Source organism: Mesorhizobium sp. M0306 (assembly GCF_040321655.1).
Classification (GTDB): domain Bacteria; phylum Pseudomonadota; class Alphaproteobacteria; order Rhizobiales; family Rhizobiaceae; genus Mesorhizobium.
Map to the genome: position 1 here is coordinate 315491 of NZ_JAMYRY010000001.1, position 23725 is coordinate 339215.

At 63.1% G+C, this 23725-nt stretch carries 17 protein-coding genes; 11 read left to right on the forward strand and 6 right to left on the reverse strand.

The window, feature by feature from the left end:
• The first annotated feature begins 4 nt into the window (after positions 1-4).
• The 5 genes from omp10 (at position 5) to NKI95_RS01640 (ending at position 5451) form a co-directional block, all read left to right on the forward strand.
• Positions 5-379 carry an outer membrane lipoprotein Omp10 gene (gene omp10, locus NKI95_RS01620; protein ID WP_352665656.1) on the forward strand — a complete coding sequence of 125 codons (375 nt, stop codon included), beginning with the start codon at positions 5-7 and terminating at the stop codon, positions 377-379.
• A 189-nt stretch (positions 380-568) separates the two neighbouring features.
• Positions 569-2680, forward strand: coding sequence for a 5'-nucleotidase C-terminal domain-containing protein (locus tag NKI95_RS01625; protein WP_352665512.1), 2112 nt, complete (start codon positions 569-571; stop codon positions 2678-2680).
• A gap of 150 nt (positions 2681-2830) precedes the next feature.
• Entirely contained in the window at positions 2831-3895 is a 1065-nt protein-coding gene (gene hemH / locus NKI95_RS01630) for a ferrochelatase (RefSeq protein ID WP_352665513.1), read from the forward strand.
• Between the two features lie 130 nt (positions 3896-4025).
• A complete protein-coding gene (locus NKI95_RS01635) occupies positions 4026-4976 on the forward strand; it encodes an SPFH domain-containing protein (RefSeq protein ID WP_352713527.1) in 951 nt (316 codons plus the stop codon).
• 10 nt (positions 4977-4986) lie between these two features.
• A complete protein-coding gene (locus NKI95_RS01640) occupies positions 4987-5451 on the forward strand; it encodes an NfeD family protein (protein WP_352454064.1) in 465 nt (154 codons plus the stop codon).
• A 108-nt stretch (positions 5452-5559) separates the two neighbouring features.
• Here the strand turns inward: NKI95_RS01640 and NKI95_RS01645 are convergent, their stop codons facing one another.
• A complete protein-coding gene (locus NKI95_RS01645) occupies positions 5560-6561 on the reverse strand; it encodes a KpsF/GutQ family sugar-phosphate isomerase (RefSeq protein WP_292664673.1) in 1002 nt (333 codons plus the stop codon).
• Between the two features lie 177 nt (positions 6562-6738).
• On the opposite strand from NKI95_RS01645, the gene NKI95_RS01650 reads away from it, so the two are divergent.
• Positions 6739-8478, forward strand: a complete 1740-nt coding sequence (locus tag NKI95_RS01650; RefSeq protein WP_502909097.1) for an outer membrane beta-barrel protein — start codon at positions 6739-6741, stop codon at positions 8476-8478.
• Positions 8479-8609: 131 nt separating this feature from the next.
• Here NKI95_RS01650 and galU read toward each other — a convergent pair whose 3' ends face one another.
• On the reverse strand, positions 8610-9515 hold the full coding sequence (galU, locus tag NKI95_RS01655; RefSeq protein ID WP_352713532.1) for a UTP--glucose-1-phosphate uridylyltransferase GalU: 906 nt from the start codon (positions 9513-9515) through the stop codon (positions 8610-8612).
• A 207-nt stretch (positions 9516-9722) separates the two neighbouring features.
• Between galU and NKI95_RS01660 the strand changes: the two genes are divergently transcribed.
• Complete coding sequence (locus NKI95_RS01660; RefSeq protein ID WP_352713535.1) at positions 9723-10949, forward strand: lytic murein transglycosylase; 1227 nt, start codon at positions 9723-9725, stop codon at positions 10947-10949.
• A 26-nt stretch (positions 10950-10975) separates the two neighbouring features.
• Complete coding sequence (locus tag NKI95_RS01665) at positions 10976-12223, forward strand: SGNH/GDSL hydrolase family protein (protein WP_352713538.1); 1248 nt, start codon at positions 10976-10978, stop codon at positions 12221-12223.
• Between the two features lie 22 nt (positions 12224-12245).
• Here the strand turns inward: NKI95_RS01665 and NKI95_RS01670 are convergent, their stop codons facing one another.
• A complete protein-coding gene (locus NKI95_RS01670; RefSeq protein WP_352713540.1) occupies positions 12246-13700 on the reverse strand; it encodes a glutamate synthase subunit beta in 1455 nt (484 codons plus the stop codon).
• A 143-nt stretch (positions 13701-13843) separates the two neighbouring features.
• A complete protein-coding gene (gene gltB, locus NKI95_RS01675) occupies positions 13844-18574 on the reverse strand; it encodes a glutamate synthase large subunit (protein WP_352713543.1) in 4731 nt (1576 codons plus the stop codon).
• 476 nt (positions 18575-19050) lie between these two features.
• On the opposite strand from gltB, the gene NKI95_RS01680 reads away from it, so the two are divergent.
• Complete coding sequence (locus tag NKI95_RS01680; protein WP_352713545.1) at positions 19051-20103, forward strand: threonine aldolase family protein; 1053 nt, start codon at positions 19051-19053, stop codon at positions 20101-20103.
• Between the two features lie 93 nt (positions 20104-20196).
• Here NKI95_RS01680 and NKI95_RS01685 read toward each other — a convergent pair whose 3' ends face one another.
• Positions 20197-20661: an Hsp20 family protein gene (locus tag NKI95_RS01685; protein ID WP_023675381.1), complete on the reverse strand. Its 465-nt coding sequence runs from the start codon at positions 20659-20661 to the stop codon at positions 20197-20199.
• Between the two features lie 472 nt (positions 20662-21133).
• Between NKI95_RS01685 and NKI95_RS01690 the strand changes: the two genes are divergently transcribed.
• Positions 21134-22108 (forward strand): alpha/beta fold hydrolase, encoded by a 975-nt coding sequence (locus tag NKI95_RS01690; protein WP_352713546.1) that lies wholly within the window; start codon positions 21134-21136, stop codon positions 22106-22108.
• A 138-nt stretch (positions 22109-22246) separates the two neighbouring features.
• Positions 22247-22705 carry a styrene oxide isomerase gene (locus tag NKI95_RS01695; protein ID WP_352713549.1) on the forward strand — a complete coding sequence of 153 codons (459 nt, stop codon included), beginning with the start codon at positions 22247-22249 and terminating at the stop codon, positions 22703-22705.
• A 60-nt stretch (positions 22706-22765) separates the two neighbouring features.
• On the opposite strand, the gene hisN is transcribed toward NKI95_RS01695, so the two are convergent.
• Positions 22766-23539, reverse strand: coding sequence for a histidinol-phosphatase (hisN, locus tag NKI95_RS01700; RefSeq protein WP_352713552.1), 774 nt, complete (start codon positions 23537-23539; stop codon positions 22766-22768).
• Positions 23540-23725: the final 186 nt, after the last annotated feature.

Sequence of the window (23725 nt, forward strand, 5' to 3'; positions counted from 1 at the left end):
GATGATGACGATTGTGCAAAGGTTGCTTTCGGCTGGCGTTGCCGCAGCCGCTGCCGTCACGTTGGCGGCCTGCACCACCACCGGCCCAGGCGAGCCGCCGGTGATCACGGCCAAAGGGGTCGAAGGCTCCTGGATCGACGCGCAGGGCACGGGCTTGTCCACCTTCAGGGGCGGCAGCTTCGCGACCGTCGCCACCGATACCGGCCAGAAGCTTGCCGATGGCAGCTACACCATGACCGGCGGCACCTCAGTCGAGATCCATGGCACTTCGCTGATCCGCCAGACGCCGATCAGCTTCAACTGCTTGATGGTCTCCACCAGCCAGCTCAATTGCACCAGCGCGAGCGGGCAGAATTTTGTGCTGACCAGGCGCACCTGAAATTCGATTCCGACTTGACTTTGCAAAGGGCGGCGGCTTCAAGCCGCCGTCTTCTTGCGCCGGCAAAGCTGATGCCGATTTCCGCTTGCATCGACTGAAACGCGATGTGAACATGGCCCGAGAGGGCTGTTACATCCCAGTCAAACAAGAGCGTTAAACGCGTCTGGTCCAGTTATCCGGGAGACGAGAATGAAGAAGATCGCTGCCATCGCCGCGCTGTCGGCATCGGCGCTTGGCCTGTCGGCAGGGGTATCCTTTGCCGACTACACGCTGAACATCCTGCACATCAACGACTGGCACAGCCGCATCGAGAGCAACAACAAGTATGAATCGACCTGCTCGGCCGAGGAGGAGACCAAGGGCGAATGCGTCGGCGGCGCCGGCCGCCTGGTCACCGCGATCGCCCAGGAGCGCAAGAAGCTGCAAGGCCAGAACGTGCTGCTGCTCAGCGCCGGCGACAATTTCCAGGGCTCGCTCTTCTACACGACCTACAAGGGTAAGACCGAAGGCGAATTCCTCAACCAGATGAAATTCGATGCCGAGGTGGTCGGCAACCATGAGTTCGACGATGGCGAGTCGGCGCTGGCGCCGTTTCTCGACATGATCCAGTTTCCGGTGCTCGGCGCCAACGTGAAGGCCAATGCGCAATCCAAGCTCGGCGACCGCGTCAAGCCGTCGATCGTGGTCGAGGTCGGCGGCCAGAAGATCGGCATCGTCGGCGCGGTCACCAACGACACGCCGGAGCTTGCCTCCCCTGGCCCGAACATCGCCATTGAAGACGACGTCAAGTCGATCACCGCTGAGGTCGAGAAACTGAAGGGAGAGGGCGTCAACAAAATCATCGCGGTCACCCATATCGGCTACAAGCGCGAGCGCGACGTGATCGCCAAGATCCCGGGCGTCGACGTGGTGGTCGGCGGCCACAGCCATTCGCTGCTTTCCAACACCGACCCCAAGGCGGAAGGCCCTTATCCGACGATGGTCGACAATCCGGACGGCTACAAAGTGCCGGTCGTGCAGGCGGCGTCCTATTCGAAATATCTCGGCGAGTTCAAGGTCGTGTTCGACGACAACGGCGTCGTCAAGGAGGCCAGCGGCGATCCTATCCATCTCGACAAATCGATCATTCCCGACCCCGCCGTGCTTGCCCGTATCAAGGAACTCGGCGCGCCGATCGAGGCTTTGAAGAACAAGGAAGTCGCCGAGACCACCAAGGCGATCGACGGCAGCCGCGAAAACTGCCGCGCCCGCGAATGCGAGATGGGCAATCTGGTCTCCGACGCCGTCCTCGACCGGGTCAAGGGCCAGGGTGTAGAGATCGTCATCTCGAATGGTGGCGGCTTGCGCGCCTCGATCGACCAGGGCACCGTCACCATGGGCGAGGTTCTCACCGTCCTGCCGTTTCAGAACACGCTGGCGACCTTCCAGATCTCCGGTAAGGATCTGGTTGCCGGCCTCGAAAGCGGCCTCAGCCAGGTCGAGGACGGCGCCGGGCGCTTCCCGCAGGTTGCCGGCCTGAAATATGCGTTCGACAAATCGGCGCCGCCTAACGGACGCGTCAAATCGGTCGAGGTGATGGAAGGCGGCGCCTGGACGCCGATCAAACCGGAGAAGGACTACCTGGTCGCCACCAACAACTATGTCCGCCAGGGCGGCGACGGCTACAAGGTGTTCGCCGAGAAGGCCAAGAACGCCTATGATTACGGCCCGGGGCTGGAACAGGTCGTTGCCGATTACCTCGGCGCGCACCGGCCCTATACGCCGAAGCTCGATGGCCGCATCACCGAGATCGCCGCGACCGGAGCCCCGACCGCAGAACCTGCCAACCCGGCCGAACCGCCAAAACCTGCTGAGGCAGCGCCGATAAAGCCTGCTGAGCCGGCAATGCCCGAAATGCCGGCCGGCTCCGGCGACATTTCCAAAACGCCGCCGGCCGTCCCGGCGGAAACCGCGCCGGCAACACCCGCACCCGCCGAGCCGGCCCAGCCGGCGGCACCTGCGGCTCCGGCCACACCGGCTCCGGCGACCCCTGCTCCGGCCGAACCGGCCAAGCCCGCCGAGACAGCGCCTGCCCCGAGTCAGCCAGCCCCAAGTGAGCCGGCAAAACCTGCCGAGCCGGCTGCGACGGCACCAGCCGAAAGCAGCCATGTAATCGTCGCCGGCGATACCTATTGGGATCTCGCGGTGAAGGCCTATGGCGACGGCACCAAATGGAAAATGATCTACGATGCCAACAAAGCCTACGAGCCACGCCGGCTGCCGGTCGGCGCAACCTTGACTATCCCGGCGGCCTCGAAGTAATCCGGCCGCATGAACGCAATGCACCCGCCCGGCAAACCGGGCGGGTGCTGCATTTCTGGGATAAGGTGCGGCCAGACGCTGCATTTGAAAACCGGCGCGGCATCGCTACTTTCGCCGCGGCACAGTTGGTTCGCGGTGTTGGAGAACCTCATGACGCGTGCCAGCCCTGCTGAAATCAAAGCCGAGAGGACCACCGCCTCGCCGTCGGCAGGGCGCCCTCTGGTCAGGACCGGCAAGGTCGGTGTCATGCTGATCAATCTCGGCACCCCGGACGGCACCGGCTTCAAGCCGATGTGGCGCTACCTCCGGGAGTTCCTGTCCGATCCGCGCGTCATCGAGCTCAACAAGGCGATCTGGTATCCGATCCTCTATGGCGTGGTCCTCACCACCCGGCCGAAGAAATCGGGCGCCAACTATGCCAGGATATGGAACCGGGAGCGCAACGAGTCGCCGCTGCGAACCTACACCCGTGCCCAGGCCGAGAAGCTCGGGCTTGCGCTCGGCGATTTACCCAACGTCGTCGTCGACTGGGCGATGCGCTACGGCAACCCTTCGACCGAGAGCGTGGCCAACAGACTGGTCGAGCAAGGCTGCGACCGCGTCCTGTCTTTCCCGCTCTATCCGCAATATTCGGCGACGACGACTGCGACTGCCAACGACCAACTGTTTCGCGCGCTGATGAAGATGCGCCGCGCCCCGGCCATTCGCAGCGTGCCGCCCTATTACAACGAGCCGGCCTATATCGAGGCGCTCGCCCGTTCGATCGAAAAGCATCTGGCGAGCCTCGACTTCGAACCGGAAATTGTCATCGCTTCCTATCACGGCATTCCGAAACCCTATTCCGACAAGGGCGACCCCTACCAAGCCCATTGCCTCGAGACGACGCGGCTGCTGCGCGAAAAGCTCGGCTGGGATGAAAAGAAGCTGATCACAACCTTTCAGTCGCGCTTCGGCGCGCAGGAATGGCTGCAGCCCTACACCGACAAGACGGTCGAAAGACTAGGGCGCGAAGGCGTGAAATCGATCGCCATCGTCAATCCGGGATTTTCCGTCGACTGCATCGAGACGCTGGACGAAATCGGCAGGGAAGCGGCCGAGACCTTCCACCATGCCGGCGGTGAAAAGTTCGCACACATCCCTTGCCTCAACGACAGTGCCGAGGGCATGGCGGTGATCGAGGCGATGGTGCGGCGCGAGTTGTCCGGCTGGGCCTGAACAGATCACCCGTCCATGCACCGGCAATCCGTGATCACCTGATTGTAACGTTGCTGAAACACACTTAAGTGTTTGGTCAAGTCGGCCGCGTGGAATGTCCAACATGGCCGGCTTTTGAGGGGAGAGCCAAATGGGTTTCAGTGGTTTTGATATCGCGCTTCTTGTTCTTGTCGCCCTTGTCGTCCTGGTGCTTTTCAAGGGCATCCGGACAATTCCGCAAGGCTATAATTATACCGTCGAACGCTTTGGCCGTTACACCAGGACATTGAACCCAGGCCTAAATCTGATCGTGCCTTTCGTCGACCGTGTCGGCGCCAAGATGAACATGATGGAGCAGGTTCTCGACGTTCCGACGCAGGAGATCATCACCCGCGACAATGCCACCGTTGCCGTCGATGGTATCGCCTTCTATCAGGTGCTCAACGCGGCGCAGGCCGCCTACCAGGTCTCCGGCCTGCAGAATGCGATTCTCAATCTCACGATGACCAACATCCGCACCGTGATGGGCTCGATGGACCTCGACGAACTTTTGTCGAACCGCGACGCCATCAACGAGCGCCTGCTGCGGGTCGTTGACGAGGCGGCGCATCCCTGGGGCATCAAGATTACTCGTGTCGAGATCAAGGACATCAACCCACCGGCCAATCTCGTCGAATCGATGGGCCGCCAGATGATGGCCGAGCGCAATAAGCGCGCCCAGATCCTCGCCGCCGAAGGCCTCAAGCAATCGCAGATTCTGGAGGCCGAGGGCCGCAAGGAAGCCGCCTTCCGCGACGCCGAGGCGCGCGAGCGCTCGGCCGAGGCTGAAGCACGCGCCACGCAGGTGGTGTCGGAGGCGATCTCCAAGGGCGACGTGCAGGCGCTCAACTACTTCGTCGCGCTGAAATACACCGAAGCGCTGACCAAGATCGGCTCGGCGACAAACAGCAAGCTCGTTCTGATGCCGATAGAGGCCTCATCGCTGATCGGCACGCTCGGCGGCATTGGCGAAATCGCCAAGGAGGTTTTCCGGAGCGAAGGCACCGCCGGCGCCGCACGACAGGCCGCCCGCCCGCCGGTGGTTCGCCCGAGCGAAACCTGAGGCCGCCGCCATGCTCGACCGCATTGTTTCCGAACTCGGCCCGTGGAGCTGGATGGTCCTCGGCTTCGTCCTGCTGGTTATGGAGGTTATCGCGCCGGGTATTTTCATGCTGTGGATCGGCATTGCCGCGCTGTTGATCGGCGTCGTCTCACTTCTCATCTGGGATGCCGGTTTCTGGACCTGGCAGGTCCAGGTCCTCGCCTTCCTCGCGCTGTCGCTGGTCTCGGCCTATGTCGGCAAGCGGCTGGTGGGCGGGCGCCATGATGAAACCGACCAGCCGCTGCTCAACCGTCGCGGCGCACAGATGGTCGGCCGGACGGCGACCCTTGCCGAGCCGATCAAGGACGGGCGCGGCCGCATCAAGCTGGGCGACACGTTGTGGCGCGTCTCCGGCCCTGACCTGCCGGCCGGCACGCAGGTGCGGGTGACGGGCGCCGCCGACACCGATCTGGAACTGACGGTCGAGGCGGTCTAGAAGCCCGCTAAAGCAATTCCAGGAAAAGTGTGAAACGGTTTTCCGACCGGAATTGCGCAAAAACAAAGAGATAGAGCGGTTCGGCGTTCCGTGAAACGATGAACCGCTTTAGGCAGCACCGATGCGCAGCAGGTCGTGCAGATGGACGAGCCCGATCGGCCGCCTGCCTTCGACCACCATTAGGCTGGTGATGGCCGAGTCGTTGATCGTCTGCAGCGCCGTCGCAACAAGCGTGTCGGGCGCGGCCATTTTTGGCTCTCTGGTCATCACCTGATCGACGCTCATCGCCAGGAGATCGCTGCCGATATGGCGCCTGATGTCACCGTCGGTGATGATGCCGATCAGCTTGCCGTCCGCGCCAGTCACCGCCACGCAGCCAAACCCCTTGCGCGACAATTCCAGGATCGCTTCGCGCATGCCGGTACCTGACGACACCAGCGGCAGCCTGTCGCCGACATGCATGATCTCGCGGATCTGCGTCAGGTTGGCTCCGAGCTGGCCGCCGGGATGGAACGTGCGGAAATGGTCCGGGGTGAAGCCGCGTGCCTCGAGCAGCGCGATGGCCAGCGCATCGCCCATCACCATTTGCAGCAGCGTCGAGGTCGTCGGCGCAAGGCCGTGCGGACAGGCTTCCGGGGCTCGCGGCAGCAGAAGCACCACGTCCGCTGCGCGCGCCAGAGCCGATTTTTCGCCCGCAGTGACCGCGACCAGCGGGATCGAGAAGCGCCTCGAATAGGCGATGATGCCTTTGAGCTCGAGGCTTTCCCCCGACCACGACAGGGCGACGATAGCGTCGTTCCTGGCGATCATGCCGAGGTCGCCGTGATTGGCTTCGGCAGGGTGGACGAAGAAGGCCGGCGTGCCGGTCGAGGCGAGCGTCGCGGCGATCTTCGAGCCGATATGGCCGCTTTTGCCGACCCCGGTGACGATGACGCGGCCATCGATCTGCGACACCATGTCGACGGCCCGTGCGAACGGCTCGGCCAGCCCGTTTTCGAGAGCGTCTGCCAGTGCCGCGACGCCGGCCTGCTCCGTCGCCACCGTTCTCAGCGCCGAGGCAATCGCGGCCTGCCCGTCGTGCCGCTTCCTGTCTGGGGATTTCACGTCCATGGACGATGCGATTAGCGCTTCGGCGCGCGCCTGTCCAACGGAATTGCCGCCCCGAACACCTTGACGGCCCATCCCTCAACGCTCCGTTAACCATCCCCATTTACGGTTTCGTAAGTATGGCGCGCGTGCGCCGCGCAAGCAGTGGTGCCGATGTCCGGGTTTCAGCCTCAAAGCAAAATGGGACGAAAGGGCAAGGCGATCTGCGCTTTGCTGCTGGCAACCAGTGTCCTTGCGTTGTCGCGGCCGGCGCTGCTTTGCGCCCAGGAAACCGAGCTGCGCGGCGAGGTTTCGGAATCGACAATCCTGGACGACCAGCAGTACAAGATCAGGCAATCGAGCATGGCTGGAACCCAGGCCGCGCAGGCTGCTGCAACCGCCAACGACAATACGCCGCTGCCTACCTATCGTCCGGCCAGTCCGGGGGCCTTGCCTGACGACGGCACGGGCGAAGCGGCCACAACCGGCGGCACTTTCGATCCGCCAGAGGCCAGCGGCGACCCATTTCCCGACAACCCTGCTCCGCCGCCGCGACGGCGGCCAAGCGCAACGCAACGCGCCACCAATGCGGCCAACGCCGAAGACGAGACCGCGGACAGTACGAAGAGCAAGGGAACCGCGACTGCAGGCGCGGCGACGACCGATGACACCGATACAGCTGCCATAGACGAGCAGGATACGGTCAACCGCCGTGCCGTCACCGTCGATTCCGCCGAGAGGCTCAAGCTCGACCCCGGCGCCGAGCGCACCGAAGCCATCGAAGGCCAGAACAAAAAGAACGAGGACGATCCGTTCGCCGCCACAGGCATCGAGCTCGGCTCCTTCGTGATCCGGCCGACGCTCGAGCAAGGCCTGACGTCTTCGACAAACGCCGATTCGAGCAGCCTCGGCAAGCCGGCATTGCTGTCGGAAACGACGCTACGCTTCAACGCCGTCTCCGATTGGCGGGAGAATTCGGCGACGGTTGAGGGCTATGGCATCTTCCGCGAAACCTTGTCCGGCTATGACATTCACGAGGCGCAAGGCCGCGTCGACGGCACGCTCAACATCGATCTCGACAATGATCTGCGCGCCATCGCCAAGCTGGGCTATGAGGCCGTGCCCGAATCAGCCTCGTCGCCGGACGCCATCGTCGGTGCCGTTGGGCAGCCAGTGCGCCAGACCGTGAACGGCAGTCTCGCCGTCGAGAAGGATGCCGGCAAGATGCGCTTCGCGCTGACCGGCGCGGTCGAGCACGACATCTTTGGCGACGCCAAGCTTTCGTCGGGCGGATCGCTGTCGCAGAAGGGCCGCGACTCGACGCTCTACACGGCCATTTTGCGCACCGGTTACGAGATCTCGCCTGCCATCACCCCGTTCACCGAAATCGAGATCGGCCGGCGCGCTTATGATTTGCGAGTCGATCCAAACGGTTTCCAGCGCTCCTCGACCAGGCTTGGCGCGCGGGCCGGCGTCGAGCTCGATCTCCGCGAAAAGCTTAGCGGCGAGTTCTCGGTCGGCTGGCTGCGCGAAGCCATCGACGACGACGCCCTGCCGGCGATTTCGGGCGCGACGGTCAATGCCGATCTCAAATGGTCGCCGGAACGCGGCACCACGATCGGGCTCACCGCACAGACGACCGCCGAGAACACGACGAACGCGGGCGAAAGCGGCGACATGCTCTATTCCGGCAGCCTCACGGGCGAGCGGCAAATCCGCGCCAACCTGACCGGAAATGCCGCACTCGGCCTTGAATGGCGCGACTATACCGGCTCCGACGATCATGATTTGACGCTGAGCGCCGAGGCTGGGCTGACGTGGTGGCTGAACCGCTACACCGGGCTCACCACCCGCGCCAGGACTGAAAAACTGACCAGCAACCTGGTTGGGCGCGACTACACGGCCAACAGTATCTTCGTCGGCTTGAAGTTGCAGCGCTAAATGCATGTCGCGCAAAAGTGTGCAGCGGTTTTGCGATAACGACATTCATAAAACAAGAACCTAATGCGCGTCGCATGAGGTCGGTCGAACGCGGCGCGCTTTAGCCGGTCTGCGGCAGCCGGTGTTGAAAACTACAAGGCTACGCCGCGGCGTTCTGACGGCGCGAGTTCGTCCAGAAGCGTGCGAATGACACCGGCCATGCTGGCATTCATGTCGCTGCGCCACAGTGCGAAGGCAACGTTGGCCTCGACGAAGCCTTCGGGCGAGCCGCAGTCGAACGTCCGCCCGCGGTAGTGGTAGCCGTAGAAGGGCTGTTGCTTCTGCAGCTTCAGCATTGCATCGGTGAGCTGGATCTCGTTGCCGGCGCCTTTTTCCTGACCTTCGAGTATCTTGAATATCTCCGGCTGCAGGATGTAGCGCCCGTTGATGTAGAGGTTCGACTGCGCCGTGCCGGTCTTCGGCTTTTCCACCATGCCGGTGATGCGGAAACCGTGATGCGCGTCCTCGCCGCGGCCGACAATGCCGTATTTGTGCGCCTCGGCCGGATCGCATTCCTGCACGGCGACGATGTTGTTGCCGGTCTCGGCGTAAAGCTCGACCATGTCCTTCATGCAGCTTTTTTCCGACTGCATGATCATGTCGGGTAACAGCAGCGCAAAGGGCTCGTCGCCGACAAGCTCGCGCGCGCACCAGACGGCGTGACCAAGGCCGAGCGGTACCTGCTGGCGGGTGAAGCTGGTCTGCCCCGGCGCCGGCTGCAGCCGCTGCAGGCGGGCGAGCTGGTCGTCCTTGCCGCGCTGCGCAAGCGTGTCGTAGAGCTCGAACTGGACATCGAAGTGATCCTCGATGACCGCCTTGTTGCGGCCGGTCACGAAGATGAAATGCTCGATCCCCGCATCGCGCGCCTCATCGACCACATACTGGATGACCGGCCTGTCGACAACCGTCAGCATTTCCTTGGGAATAGCCTTGGTAGCGGGGAGAAAGCGCGTGCCGAGACCGGCAACCGGGAACACTGCCTTGCGAACTCTCTTCATGTGCCAATTATCCATTTGCATGCCTGTTCGGCAATCCCGATTCGAGACATTTTCATGCCGAAATCGAGGATTACTGAACGGCGGGTCAGAAATCTCAGCTGGTAAAGCATTGACGCATCTTTTCACCCCGGACGGCACCTATGGTAAACCAAATGCTAACCGGGTTCGGCGATGAATAGTCTTCCTGAGATGAAGAAGGAGGAAAAGATGTCCGTTCGCAACGCCGCAAGGCGCTTCACCAGCGTCCTGACGGCCGCCAGCCTCTCGCTTGCCTTGCTCATGCCCAGCGGACCGGCTTTTGCCGATGCCGGCTTCCGCCAATGGGTCGCCAGCTTCCGTGCTACCGCCGTGGCGAGCGGCGTTTCCGGCTCCGTCTACGACCAGGCATTCAAGGGCATCAACGACGCTGACCCGGTGGTGCTGGAAAAGGCCCGTACTCAACCCGAATTCACCGCGCCCGCCTGGGATTATTTCGACAACCGCGTCCATGACCAGTCGGTCGCCGTCGGCCAGCAGATGGCAAGGAAATGGAAGCCTTGGCTGGACAGGATCGAGGCAAGATACGGCGTCGACCGCTACATCCTGCTGGCCATCTGGTCGATGGAATCGAACTACGGCGAAACGCTCAAGCGCGATGATATCATGCGCAATGTCGTGCGCTCGCTGGCGACGCTTGGTTATGCAGACCCGAAGCGCGCGAAATTTGCCCGCACCCAGTTGATCGCCGCGCTGAAGATCCTGCAGACCGGCGACATCGACGAAAGCCATCTCAGCGGCTCATGGGCCGGCGCGATGGGCCATACCCAGTTCATCCCCACCAGCTACCTGTCCTATGCGGTCGATATGGACGGCAACGGCAAGCGCGACATCTGGAATTCGATTCCCGACGCACTGGCGACAGCCGCCAATTTGCTGCGGAAGAACGGCTGGCAGGCAGGCAAGACCTGGGGTTATGAGGTCAGCATTCCGGACGGCAAGAAGCTGCCTGGGGGCTCGAAATCGCTGTCGCAATGGCAGGCGCTGGGCGTCACCCGTGCCAACGGCAAGCCGTTCAAGAACGGTGCGGACAAGGCGACGTTGAAGCTGCCCGGCGGCCGCGGCGGGCCAGCCTTCCTGATGATCAAGAATTTCTCGGTCATCAAGCGTTACAACAATGCCGACAAATATGCGCTCGCCGTGGGCCTTCTTGCCGACGAAATCGCCGGCTATGGCGGGCTTGTGCAGGACTGGAAGCGACCGTTTACCAAGCTCTCCTTCGAGGAAAGGCAGGAGCTTCAGAAGCGACTTTCCGAGCACGGCTATTACGACGGCAAGTTCGACGGCAAGATCGGTGACGGATCGAAAACCGCCATCATGGCCTTCCAGGCAAAGGCCGGCTTGACCCAGGACGGGTATCCGAGCAAGGAAGTGCTCAAATGGCTCAGGCAGAACTAGAGCCGGTTACGGGATGGAGAGGGTGATTGGTTTCGGCTGCGCGCATCCGGTTAATCGTTCGTCGCGTGCCGATCCTCGTTCTGGCGATCGCCGTTCTGGCAGTCGGCGCCGCCAGTGCCTTTCATACCTCGGCCATGGCGCAGGAGCCGGAAAGTCGTGGCTGGTCGCTGCGCGACCTGTTGTTTCCGCGCAGAAGCGAGCGGTTTGAGCAGCCGCCGCCCGAATTCCAGAGAGAATTCCAGAGAACAAAGCCCAGACCCAAGCTGAGGAAGCCCCGGTCCGGTCGCCGGCCGCCGCCGGCCGAACCGACAACCCCGGTGACCGAGAAGGCGCCGGATGCACGCGTCGTTCTGGTGGTCGGCGATTTCATGGCGTCTGGGCTGGCTGAGGGGCTCGACGCCGCCTTTGCCGAAAACACCGGCGTCAGGATCGTCGTCCGTGCCAACGGATCGTCCGGCTTCGTGCGTGACGATGTCTACAACTGGCCAGAACAGGTCAAGTCGCTGATCGCTGCCGAAAAACCGGCAGCCGTCGTCGTCATGCTCGGATCCAACGACCGACAGCAGATGCGCGTCGGCGATGTGCGCGAGCAGCCGCGATCCGAAAACTGGACCAAGGAATACGAGCGCCGGACCGATGCGTTCGGCAAGGCCATCGCCGCAACCAAGGTGCCGTATCTGTGGGTCGGCATGCCGGCCATCCGGGTCTCGAAAATGACCTCCGACATGCTGGCCTTCAACGACATCTTCCGCTCGTCCGCCGAAAGCCACGGCGGCGAATTCGTCGACGTCTGGGACGGGTTCGTCGACGAGAACGGCGCCTTCATCACCAGCGGTCCGGACATCAACGGCCAATCGGTGCGCCTGCGCTCCGACGACGGCATCAACATGTCGAAGGCCGGCAAGCGCAAGCTCGCCTTCTATACCGAAAAGCCGCTGATGAAGATCCTTGGGCTGGCCGCGCCGGGAAGCGTGGTGACAGCTTCTGCCCCAGCCGGCGCTCCCGTCGAGGCGCCGGCACCTGCTGCCGCACCGATAGCCGTCGATCGCACCGTGCCGATGCTGCTCAGCGATCCGGCGCTGGACGGCGGCTCGGAACTTCTCGGCGCCGCCCCGCCGGCAAAAGCTGACAAGAATTTGCCCGGCGAAAAGCTGATCGTCGAGGGCAAGGCGCCCGACGCCTCACCGGGCCGTGCCGACGATTTCTCCTGGCCGCCGAAGACACAGCCTGCGACGGCGGCCGCATCCGACACGACGACGGCGATCCGGCAGTAAGCAGAACCTCTTCGGAACGGACTCAACGCGGCAGCACGCTCGATCCCATCAGCGCCTCGTCGATGGCGCGCGCCGCCTGGCGGCCCTCGCGGATCGCCCAGACGACCAGCGACTGGCCGCGCCGCACGTCGCCCGCCGCATAGAGCCTTTCGACGCTGGTCCTGTAATCCCGATCATTGGCCTCGACATTCTTCGAACGGCGGCTGTCGGTGACGATCGTCATCTGCCGGTCGAGTTCCGACACCGGCCCTCGAGCGGCTGGCCCGGCAAAGCCGATGGCGATGAACGCGAGATCGGCGCGGATAACGAATTCGGTGCCGGCGATCGGCTTGCGCTTTTCGTCGACCTCGCAGCATTTGACCCCGGTCAGCTGGCCGTCTTCGCCGATGAATTCGAGCGTCGCCACCTGGAATTCGCGCTCGGCGCCTTCGGCCTGCGAGGACGAGGTGCGCATCTTGGTCGCCCAGTAGGGCCAGACCGACAGCTTGTCTTCCTTTTCCGGCGGCTGCGGCCGGATGTCGAGCTGGGTGACGCGCACCGCGCCCTGGCGGAAGGCAGTGCCGACGCAGTCGGAGGCAGTGTCGCCGCCGCCGACGACGACGACATGCTGGCCGCCGGCGACGATTGGGCGGGACGGCCATGCGACCGACTGGATCGGCTCGCCGCCTATGCGCTTGTTCTGCTGCACCAAATAGGGCATGGCGTCGTGCACGCCGTCGAGATCATCGCCCGGGATGTTGGCCGGACGCGGTGTTTCGGAACCGCCGCAATAGAGGACCGCGTCATATTCGGCGAGCAGTTCGGCGACCGGCTTGTCGACGCCGACATTGACGCCACAATGGAAGCTGACACCTTCGCCCTGCATCTGCTCGATGCGCCGGTCGATATAATGCTTCTCGATCTTGAAATCGGGGATGCCGTAGCGCATCAGCCCGCCCGGCCGGCTCTCGCGCTCATAGACGTGAACGTCATGGCCGGCACGACCGAGTTGCTGGGCAGCGGCCATTCCCGCCGGCCCCGAGCCGATGATCGCGACGCGCTTGCCGGTCTTCCGTTCCGGCGGATAGGGCCGGATATGGCCGGTTTCATAGGCCTTGTCGGCAATCGCCTGCTCGATCGTCTTGATGGCGACCGGAATGTCCTCGAGATTCAGCGTGCAGGCTTCCTCGCAAGGTGCCGGACAGATGCGGCCGGTGAATTCCGGAAAATTGTTCGTCGAATGCAGGTTGCGGATCGCGTTGTCCCAGTCGCCATTGTAGACGAGGTCGTTCCAGTCCGGGATCTGATTGTGGATCGGGCAGCCGGTCGGTCCATGGCAATACGGAATGCCGCAATCCATACAGCGCGCGGCCTGCTTCTCGACCTCCTTGTCCGACATCGGCAGCGTGAACTCGCGGAAATGCCGGATGCGGTCGGAAGCCGGCTGGTACTTGTGCACCTGCCGGTCGATCTCGAGAAACCCTGTTACCTTGCCCATAGTCCAGTCCCTGCTGTCCGGAAGGCACGCCTGGCGACGCACCCGTTAACCTCATAAGGCAGCCGTGGCAACCTTCAGTCCGAGGTCAGGATTGTTGATGAAGATGGTTGCCGAGACGCATGGCCTCCCGGCAATTTCCAAATCTATTCCGCCGCCACGTTCATGCGCATCCGTTCCATCTCGATCAGCGCGCGGCGGTACTCGACCGGCATGATCTTCCGGAATTTCGGCCGGAAAGTTGTCCAGTCGTCGAGGATTTCGCGACCTCGTACCGAGCCAGTGTAGTGGACGTGGTTGGAGATCAGCTGGTAGAGCCGCTCCTCGTCGTGGCTGGTCATATCGCCGGATACGTCGACACGGCCCTTGTGGTCGAGATCGCCGCCATGGTGGAGCAGCTTTTCCATAAGGTCGTCCTCTTCCGGAACCGGCTCCAGCTCGACCATCGCCATGTTGCAGCGCTCGGCGAAATCGCCCGCCTCGTCGAGCACATAGGCGACGCCGCCCGACATGCCGGCGGCGAAGTTGCGGCCGGTCTGGCCGATAACGACGACGATACCGCCGGTCATGTATTCGCAACCATGGTCGCCGACGCCTTCAACGACGGCGGCGACACCCGAATTGCGCACGGCAAAACGCTCGCCGGCGACGCCGCAGAAATAGGCCTCGCCCTCGGTTGCGCCGTAGAGCACGGTATTGCCGACAATAATGGACTCGGCAGCAACGATTTTCGTGTTCTCCGGCGGGCGGATGACAATGCGGCCGCCCGACAGGCCCTTGCCGACATAGTCGTTGGCAGCGCCCACCAGTTCGAACGAGACGCCGCGCGCCAGGAAGGCGCCAAAGGACTGGCCGGCCGTGCCGGTGAGCTTGACCGAGATCGTGTCCTCGCGCAGGCCCTTGTGCTTGAAGCGCTTTGCCACCTCGCCCGACAGCATGGCGCCCGTCGAACGGTCGACGTTGCGGATCGGCAGTTCGATGCTGACCGGCTGCCTGGCTTCGAGCGCCGGCTTTGCCAGTTCGATCAGCTTGCGGTCGAGCACGTCGTCGATCGGATGCTTCTGCCGCTCGGTCCAGTGCACCGCCTCGTGCGGCGCATCAGGCTTGTAGAACATCTTGCTGAAGTCGAGCCCGCGCGCCTTCCAGTGCTGGATCAGCTCGCGCTTTTCCAGAAGGTCGGTGTCGCCGATGATCTGGTCGAGATGGGTATGGCCCATCTCGGCAAGCAGCGCCCGCACCTCTTCCGCCACATAGAAGAAGAAGTTGATGACGTGCTCGGGCGTGCCCTTGAAGCGCTTGCGCAGCACCGGGTCCTGTGTCGCGACGCCGACCGGGCAGGTGTTGAGATGGCACTTGCGCATCATGATGCAGCCGGCCGCGATCAACGGCGCGGTCGAGAAGCCGAACTCGTCGGCGCCGAGCAGTGCGCCGATGATGACGTCACGCCCGGTGCGCAGGCCGCCATCGACCTGCAGCGCGACGCGCGACCTGAGACCGTTGAGCACCAGCGTCTGGTGCGTCTCGGCAAGGCCCATCTCCCACGGGCTGCCGGCATGCTTGAGCGAGGTCAGCGGCGAGGCGCCGGTGCCGCCGTCATAGCCTGATATGGTGATGTGGTCGGCACGCGCCTTGGCAACGCCGGCCGCAACTGTGCCGACGCCGACTTCCGAGACCAGCTTGACCGATACATCGGCCGCCGGATTGACGTTCTTCAGATCGTAGATGAGCTGCGCCAGATCCTCGATCGAATAGATGTCATGATGCGGCGGCGGCGAGATCAGGCCGACGCCCGGCGTCGAATGCCTGACCTTGGCTATGGTCGCATCGACCTTGTGGCCCGGCAGCTGGCCGCCCTCGCCGGGCTTCGCCCCTTGCGCGACCTTGATCTGCATCATGTCGGAATTGACCAGATATTCCGCCGTGACGCCAAAGCGTCCCGAAGCGACCTGCTTGATCGCCGAGCGTTCGGGGTTCTTGCCGCCGCCCGGCAGTGGCAGATAGCGGTCGGCCTCTTCGCCGCCCTCGCCGGTGTTCGACTTGCCGCCGATGGCGTTCATGGCGCGCGCCAGTGTCGTGTGCGCTTCCCTTGAGATCGAGCCGAAGGACATCGCCCCGGTCGAGAAGCGCTTGACGATATCGGCGGCCGGCATCACCTCGTCGAGCTTGACCTTCTTGCGCCCGGTCTCTTGCGCCAGCCTGATCTTGAACAGGCCGCGAATGGTCTGCGCCTGTGCCGTCTCGCTGTCGATCTGGGCGGAATAGTCCTTGAACGTTTCCCACGAGCCTTGGCGCACGGCGTGCTGCAAGGTCGCCACTGCGTCGGGCGACCAGATGTGGGCCTCGCCGCGCATGCGGAACATGTATTCGCCGCCGACCTCGAGGCTGTTGCGCAGCACCGGGTCGTTGCCGAAGCCGTCGGTGTGGCGGCTGACCGTTTCGGCGGCGATCTCGTCCAGCCCGACGCCTTCGATCAGCGTCGCCGTGCCGGTGAAGTACTTCTGCACGAAGTCCGACTTCAGCCCGATGGCATCAAAGATCTGCGCACCGCAATAGGACTGGTAGGTGGAGATGCCCATCTTGGACATCACCTTGAGGATGCCCTTGCCGATTGACTTGATGTAGCGGGAGACGACCTCGTAGGCATCGACCTCCGCCGGCAATTCGCCACGCTTGTGCATATCGAGCAGCGTGTCGAAAGCGAGATAGGGATTGATCGCCTCGGCGCCGTAGCCGGCGAGACAGCAGAAATGATGCACCTCGCGCGGCTCGCCGGATTCCACGACGAGCCCAACCGAGGTGCGCAATCCCTTCCGGATCAAATGATGATGCACGGCCGCCGTTGCCAGCAGCGCCGGAATGGCGATGCGGTCCGGCCCGAGCTGACGGTCCGACAGGATGATGATGTTGTAGCCGCCGGCGACCGCCGCCTCGGCGCGCTCGCACAGCCGGTCGATGGCGCCCAGCATGCCGGCCGCGCCTTCATTCGAAGCATAGGTGATGTCGATCGTCTTGGTGTCGAAACGGTCCTCGGTGTGACCGACCGAGCGCAGCTTCTCCAGATCGCCATTGGTCAGGATCGGCTGGCGCACTTCGAGCCGCTTGCGGCGCGAAGTGCCGACAAGATCAAAGATGTTGGGCCGCGGCCCGATGAAGGAGACGAGGCTCATCACCAGTTCCTCGCGAATCGGGTCGATCGGCGGGTTGGTGACCTGTGCGAAGTTCTGCTTGAAATAGGTGTAGAGCAGCTTCGATCTGTCCGACATTGCCGATATCGGCGTGTCGGTGCCCATCGAGCCGACCGCCTCCTGCCCGGTGGTCGCCATCGGCGACATCAACAGCTTTGTGTCTTCCTGGGTGTAGCCGAACGCCTGCTGGCGGTCGAGCAGTGAGACATCCCTGCGCAGGGCGCGCGGCTCGACCGGGTTCAGATCCTCGAGGATGAGCTGGGTGTTGGCGAGCCAGCTCTTGTACGGGTGCCTGGTCGCAATCTCCGACTTGATCTCCTCGTCGGAAACGATGCGGCCCTTGTCCAGGTCGATCAGCAGCATGCGGCCGGGCTGCAGCCGCCACTTCTTGACGATCCTTTCCTCTGGCACCGGCAGAACGCCGGCTTCCGAGGCCATAATGACGCGGTCGTCGTCGGTGACGATGTAGCGCGCCGGGCGCAGCCCATTGCGATCGAGCGTGGCGCCGATCTGGCGGCCGTCGGTGAAGGCAACCGCCGCCGGCCCGTCCCACGGCTCCATCAGGGCTGCGTGATACTCGTAGAAGGCCTTGCGGTCCTGACCCATCAGCTTGTTGCCGGCCCAGGCTTCCGGGATCAGCATCATCATGGCATGGGCGAGCGAATAGCCGCCCTGCGTCAAGAATTCGAGCGCATTGTCGAAGCAGGCGGTGTCCGACTGCCCTTCATAGGAGATCGGCCACAGCTTCGAGATGTCGTTGCCGAACAGTTCGGAATCGACCGAGGCCTGCCGTGCCGCCATCCAGTTGACGTTGCCGCGCAGCGTGTTGATCTCGCCATTGTGGGCGACCATGCGGTAGGGATGCGCCAGCTTCCACGACGGGAACGTGTTGGTCGAGAAGCGCTGGTGGACCAGGATCAGCGCCGTCTCGAAACGCGGGTCGGTGAGGTCCTTGTAGTAGGCGCCGACCTGATAGGCCAGGAACATGCCCTTGTAGACGATGGTCCGCGACGACATCGAGACGACATAGAAGCCGTTGTCGACGCCTTTGGTCTCCTCGTGGATACGGCCGGAAATGACCTTGCGCAGGATGTAGAGCCGCCGCTCGTAATCGTCGTCGTTCTCGATCTCGGCGCCGCGGCCCAGGAACACCTGCCGGTGCACCGGCTCGGAAGCGGCGATGTCGGGCGCCTTGGACAGCGACGAATTATCGACCGGCACGTCGCGAAAACCGAGCAGCGGCTGGCCTTCGAGCTGCGCAACCTCGGCGATGATGCCTTCGATATGCGCCTGCAGCTCCGGGTCGCGCGGCATGAATACATGGCCGACGGCGTAGTGGCCAGGCTTCGGCAGTTCGACCCCTTGCTTGGCCATCTCCTCGCGGAAGAAACGGTCCGGCAGTTGCACCAGCACGCCGGCGCCGTCGCCCATCAGCGGATCGGCGCCGACGGCGCCGCGATGCGTCAGGTTTTCGAGCACGGCAAGGCCGTCCTCGACAATCTGGTGCGACTTTACGCCCTTCATGTTGACGATGAAGCCGACGCCGCAGGCATCATGCTCGTTGCGCGGATCGTAGAGGCCGTGCGCGGCATAGCCGGTGCTGGTTCGCCCAATATTGGTCAGGGACGGATTTTTGACGGCTGCCGCTTTCGTCTGCGCGGCCTTCGTCGCAGATGGCGTCATGTCCATCATCGTCCTGTCCTCCGTTCCGTCCCCTTCGGGCGCTGGTTTCCGTCGGGAAGCGCGTGGCTCCCCTTTCAATCTTGCGGCACGTCTTGCGAAATTCTTGCCGACCGTGCGGCTTTCCGCATGGTTCGCATATGGTATTCGTACAGGCCAGAGCCAGGCTGTCTAGCTATCGCTCGCGGCAATTGCCGCAGAGGCGCAATCATATGCCAATGCGGCCAGTTTTGTGCGACAAAATAAGACAGCACTACTGTCCTAAATTTTTATGACAGAAATTTTGGATGCACACAAGACCGATTCACAAAATTCTTGAAGCTTTCGCGACAGAAAATTGCGCGGAACGCGGCCACAGCGTAACCTTCCGTCGCTGCGTCTACGGTCAGGCTTTCGCTGGCTTTAGCGGATTTTCTGCATCTGCCACTTGCGGCCGGCGTGCGAAAGCGGCCAAGCTCGCACCGATTTTCCCCAGCATAGGCAGACGCATGATTTTCGCTTCCGACAATTGGGCAGGCGCCCATCCCCGTATCGCTGCCGGCCTCTCGGCCCATGCCGACGGCTTCTCCACCGCGTATGGCGACGGCTTCCTCGACAAGGCAGTTTACCAGCGCTTCAATGAAATCTTCGAATGCGAAGTCGCGGTGTTTTTCCTCGCCACCGGCACCGCTGCCAATTCGCTGTCGCTGACTGCCTATAACAAGCCAGGCGGCATTTCCTTCTGCCATCGCGAATCGCACGTCATCGAGGACGAATGCGGTGCACCGGAATATTTCACCGGCGGTTCGCGGCTTTATACAGTCGAAGGCGCACTCGGCAAGATCGATGCCGGCAATCTGGAACGGGCGGTGGACCGTTTCGCACCCGAAAACGTCCATTCCGGGCGGCCGATGGCGGTTTCGATCACGCAGTCGACCGAGGTTGGCACCGTCTACACGCTGAACGAAATCGCCAGGATTTCGGCGATCGCAAAGCAGCGGGGATTGCCGCTGCACATGGACGGGGCCCGCTTTGCCAATGCGCTCGTCGCGCTGGAAACGACGCCGGCCGAAATGACCTGGAAGCACGGTGTCGACATCCTCTCCTTCGGCGGCACCAAGAATGGCTGTTGGTGCGCCGAGGCGATCGTGCTGTTCGACCTCGAGCGAGCCAAGGAATTGGCCTTTTTGCGCAAGCGCGCGGCCCAGCTGTTCTCGAAATCGCGCTTCATCGCCGCGCAATTCGATGCCTATTTCAGGGGTGGGCTATGGCTCGACACGGCACGGCACGCCAATGCGATGGCGGCACGGCTTGCCGCGGCGATAGAAGATTCCCCTTCGGCCCGGCTGGCCTGGCTGCCGCAGGCGAACGAGGTCTTCGCGGTCATGAAAAAGGCCGACGCCGAAAGAATGCAAGCGGCAGGCGCGGCCTTCCACGACTGGCACAGGCCGCTCGGCTACGACGGCCATATTGGCGAGGACGAAGCGCTCTATCGCTTCGTCACCAGCTTCGCGACCACGGCCGACGAGGTCGACCGTTTCGGCTACCTGCTCGCCGGATAGCAAGCCTTGCCCACCAGCAAAAAGAGCGGCGCATTGCTGCACCGCCCTTTCTTCCCGGGGAGTTGGCATCCCGGGAGAGTTTAGCTGCCTGGCTTAGGCGGCAGTCTTGGCCTCGATCTGCTTGGCCTTGGCCGGAGCCGAGGTGATCGCGATCTTGCGCGGCTTCAGCTCTTCGGGGATGTTGCGCTTGAGGTCGACGAAGAGCAGGCCGTTCTTCAGCGCGGCGCCGACAACCTCGACGTGATCGGCAAGCTGGAAGCGGCGCTCGAAGGCTCGGCTGGCGATACCGCGATAGAGCAGTTCGGAGCCTTCGCCATTGCCTTCCTCCTTGCGCTCACCCTTGACGGTCAGCACATTGCGGTGAGCTTCGATCGAAATCTCATCTTCCGAGAAGCCGGCCACAGCCATCGAGATGCGATAGGCATCTTCGCCCGTGCGCTCGATGTTGTAAGGCGGGTAGGTCTGGCCTTCCGGTTGCGCAAGCGAATCGAGCATGGTGAACAGCCGGTCAAAACCGACGGTCGAACGGTAGAGCGGGGAAAAATCAACGTGACGCATGGTGTGTTCTCCTGTTGAGCAACAAGGTTGCGTATGGCCGGTGCGAAACCCGTGACGGCGTTCCGGATGGGCCAGCGACCCCGACATTGGCGGCCGCATGACAAATTTGGGAAGCGGGCGACGGCATTTCAAGATTTTCCCGCGTCCGAACGGGACCGGTCCCGGCCCACGTCCCGATGTTGATGAACGGCAGATGAACCGTGGCTTCGGCGAGCGTTCAGCCAGGCGGCATTAAAACTGTTCTCGAGATCACGAACAGGTCGCCGGAAAAGGCGACACGACGAGGCCGAACCGGGTGTAACGTCCCTTCCTCCCGGTCGACAGAGGCCGGAAGCACGCCCAAGGCTGCTTCCGGCCTTTCTTGTTCGCTGCCTGGGTCGACCTCCCCGACGTCCCGAATTCCTTTGCTTTTGGCGCATGGGCGTTTATGCCTGATTTGCGCCCGTCGGCACCGACACCAACCAAACACCGTATGACCGATCTTTTCCACCAGCCCCCCCTCTTCCACGAAACTCCGGGCAATCCGCTGCCGGAAAACGCGGCCGGCGGCTTCTTCACCACGCGCGACGGCAAGAAGATCCGCTATGGGCTGTTTGCCGCGGTTACCCGCCCGATGAAGGGCACCGTCGTCGTCCTGACCGGCCGCAACGAGTGCATCGAGAAGTATTTCGAGACCATTCGCAACCTTGCCGACCGGGGCTTTGGCGTGGCAACCCTCGACTGGCGCGGCCAGGGCGCTTCCGACCGGCTGATCGGCGACCGACAGCGCGGCTTCGTCCGGAGCTTCTTCGACTACACCGGCGATCTGGAGCAGTTCTTCGAGGAGATCGTGCTGCCCGATTGCCGAGGGCCCTACTACATACTGGCCCACTCGGCCGGCGCGGTGATTGCGCTGCTCGCCGCGCCCGCAATGGCGAACCGCGTGCGCCGCATGGTGCTGATCGCACCGTTCTTCACCGTGCCGGACCTCCCGGTTTCGGTAAAAACCGTCCGCCGCATCTCTTCGCTGTTCTGCCTTCTCGGCCTTGGCCGGCTCTATGCCGCATGGGGGCCGCGGCCCAAGGAATCGGTGCCCTTCGCCATGAACAAGCTGACCAGCGACCCGGCGCGCTATCGGCGCAACACGCTGATCTACGAAACCTATCCGCAGCTGGCGCTTGGCGGACCGACGATCCGCTGGCTGAAGGCGGCCACGGAGGCGTCCTTGATCGTCAGCAACCCGGATTTCATGGCCAAGATCCAGGTGCCCTTGCTGATGATCGCCGCCGGCGCCGACCAGGTCGTCTCGACCAGGGCAGTCGAGGCCTATGCGAGGCGTCTGCGCGTCGGCTCGCTAGTGATGATCGACGGCGCCCGCCATGAGATCCTGCAGGAAGCCGACCTCTATCGCGAGCAACTGCTTGCGGCATTCGATGCCTTCATCCCAGGAACCGGCGACGCTGTTTGACCGCTTCGCCGGCGCCCGGCAATAAAGCCTGCGCGGGTCGCTTGCCCGGCACAGCTCGCCCCCTTATTCCCGTTCAGGCATCGCGCGCTAGGTTGCTGCCAAAGAGGTTGGAGGTCATTCGCCGGGAGAAAAACGACCATGAACGCATCGAACACGCTGTCACGTCAGGGGCATCGGCTGCTGCAGATTGGCGTCGCGCTGCTGCTGTTTTCGTCATTCGAGGGGTTTGCAATACCGTACCTCGCCGCACCGCGGCTCGGACTGTCCGCGCACACGCTCAGCGCCTTGGAGGGCGTTCTTTTGCTGGCGCTAGGCCTCACATGGTCTAGGCTCAATCTCGGCGCGGCGATGTCGCGGATTGCGTTCTGGCTCCTGATCTATTCGGCTTTGGCGATCCTGGCCGCCTACGTGATTGCCAGCGCCTGGGGGGCCGGCAACGAGACAATGCCGTTGGCCGCCGGAGCCGTCCACGGGAGCGCCTTTCAGGAAGCCGTGATCAAAGGCGTGGCGTATTCGTCCGCGCCGACCGGCCTCATCTCTTTCGTGCTCATTTTGTGGGGCCTGCGTCTCTCGGACGCTTGGCCTGCCGACTGCTAATTTAGAACCGCGGTTTCCGTCGGATTTGCGCAAAAACAGACGCTTGGGTGCACCGGATGCTCAGCCGCGCAGCGCCGTCATCGCCGCCGCGTGCAGCTCCGGTGTCGCCGCCGCCAGGATGTCGCCGCCGTTTTCCGCCGGTCCGCCCTCGAAAGTGGTGACGACGCCGCCTGCCTTCTCGATGATCGGAATCAGCGCCACGATGTCGTAGGGCTTCAATCCCGGATCGGCGACGATATCGACGCTGCCCGCCGCCACCATGGCGAAGGCATAGCAGTCGGTGCCGTAGCGGGCGAGCTGGACCTGCTTCTCGAACAGGTCGTAGCGTGAGCGCGCGTCTCCCTTGAACAGCGCCGGCGTGGTGGTGAACAGCGTCGCTTCGGCGAGATTTGTGGTCTTGCGCGTCGTGAGTTTTCGCGGGCCACCCGGACCTTCATAATGCGAGCCGGAAGCATTGGCGTAGAACAGCTCGCCGGTGAAGGGCTGCGACATCATGCCGGCGACGGCATCGCCGTCGACCGTCAGCCCGACCAGCGTGCCCCATACCGGCAGGCCGGAAATGAAGGCGCGCGTGCCGTCGATCGGATCGATCACCCAGACATGCCGGCTGGAGATGTTTTCGCTGCCATGCTCCTCGCCGAGGATGCCGTGATCGGGGTATTGCGCGCTGATCACCGCCCGGATGGCGCGCTCGGCTTCACGGTCGGCCTCGGTGACCGGGTCGAAGCTGCCGTGCTCCTTGTTGGTGACCGCGCCCTGATTGCGGAAGCGCGGCAAGGTCTCGGCTGCGGCGGCACGCGCAATGCGCCGCATGAACTCGATGCTGATGTCCAACTGATTCTCCCGCTTCAGCATGTCTGAGATGCCGGTATGCCTACGGTTTTATGCCGAAACAAAGGCGTTTTGCGCCAAAACAACGCGTTCGGAGCCTTTCGCACGGTGCCAACTGTTGCTCGAATGCAACGCCGCCGTCATGGAAATGCAGTTTCCACTTCACAGTGAATTAAAAAAGCCGGAACG

What these genes read in the sequence shown, in the direction of transcription:
- omp10 (WP_352665656.1), top strand. Translation starts at nt 5, where the DNA reads ATGACGATTGTGCAAAGGTTGCTTTCGGCTGGCGTTGCCGCAGCCGCT.
- NKI95_RS01625 (WP_352665512.1), top strand. Translation starts at nt 569, where the DNA reads ATGAAGAAGATCGCTGCCATCGCCGCGCTGTCGGCATCGGCGCTTGGC.
- hemH (WP_352665513.1), top strand. Translation starts at nt 2,831, where the DNA reads ATGACGCGTGCCAGCCCTGCTGAAATCAAAGCCGAGAGGACCACCGCC.
- NKI95_RS01635 (WP_352713527.1), top strand. Translation starts at nt 4,026, where the DNA reads ATGGGTTTCAGTGGTTTTGATATCGCGCTTCTTGTTCTTGTCGCCCTT.
- NKI95_RS01640 (WP_352454064.1), top strand. Translation starts at nt 4,987, where the DNA reads ATGCTCGACCGCATTGTTTCCGAACTCGGCCCGTGGAGCTGGATGGTC.
- NKI95_RS01645 (WP_292664673.1), bottom strand. Translation starts at nt 6,561, where the DNA reads ATGGACGTGAAATCCCCAGACAGGAAGCGGCACGACGGGCAGGCCGCG.
- NKI95_RS01650 (WP_502909097.1), top strand. Translation starts at nt 6,739, where the DNA reads ATGGGACGAAAGGGCAAGGCGATCTGCGCTTTGCTGCTGGCAACCAGT.
- galU (WP_352713532.1), bottom strand. Translation starts at nt 9,515, where the DNA reads ATGAAGAGAGTTCGCAAGGCAGTGTTCCCGGTTGCCGGTCTCGGCACG.
- NKI95_RS01660 (WP_352713535.1), top strand. Translation starts at nt 9,723, where the DNA reads ATGTCCGTTCGCAACGCCGCAAGGCGCTTCACCAGCGTCCTGACGGCC.
- NKI95_RS01670 (WP_352713540.1), bottom strand. Translation starts at nt 13,700, where the DNA reads ATGGGCAAGGTAACAGGGTTTCTCGAGATCGACCGGCAGGTGCACAAG.
- gltB (WP_352713543.1), bottom strand. Translation starts at nt 18,574, where the DNA reads ATGATGGACATGACGCCATCTGCGACGAAGGCCGCGCAGACGAAAGCG.
- NKI95_RS01680 (WP_352713545.1), top strand. Translation starts at nt 19,051, where the DNA reads ATGATTTTCGCTTCCGACAATTGGGCAGGCGCCCATCCCCGTATCGCT.
- NKI95_RS01685 (WP_023675381.1), bottom strand. Translation starts at nt 20,661, where the DNA reads ATGCGTCACGTTGATTTTTCCCCGCTCTACCGTTCGACCGTCGGTTTT.
- NKI95_RS01690 (WP_352713546.1), top strand. Translation starts at nt 21,134, where the DNA reads ATGACCGATCTTTTCCACCAGCCCCCCCTCTTCCACGAAACTCCGGGC.
- NKI95_RS01695 (WP_352713549.1), top strand. Translation starts at nt 22,247, where the DNA reads ATGAACGCATCGAACACGCTGTCACGTCAGGGGCATCGGCTGCTGCAG.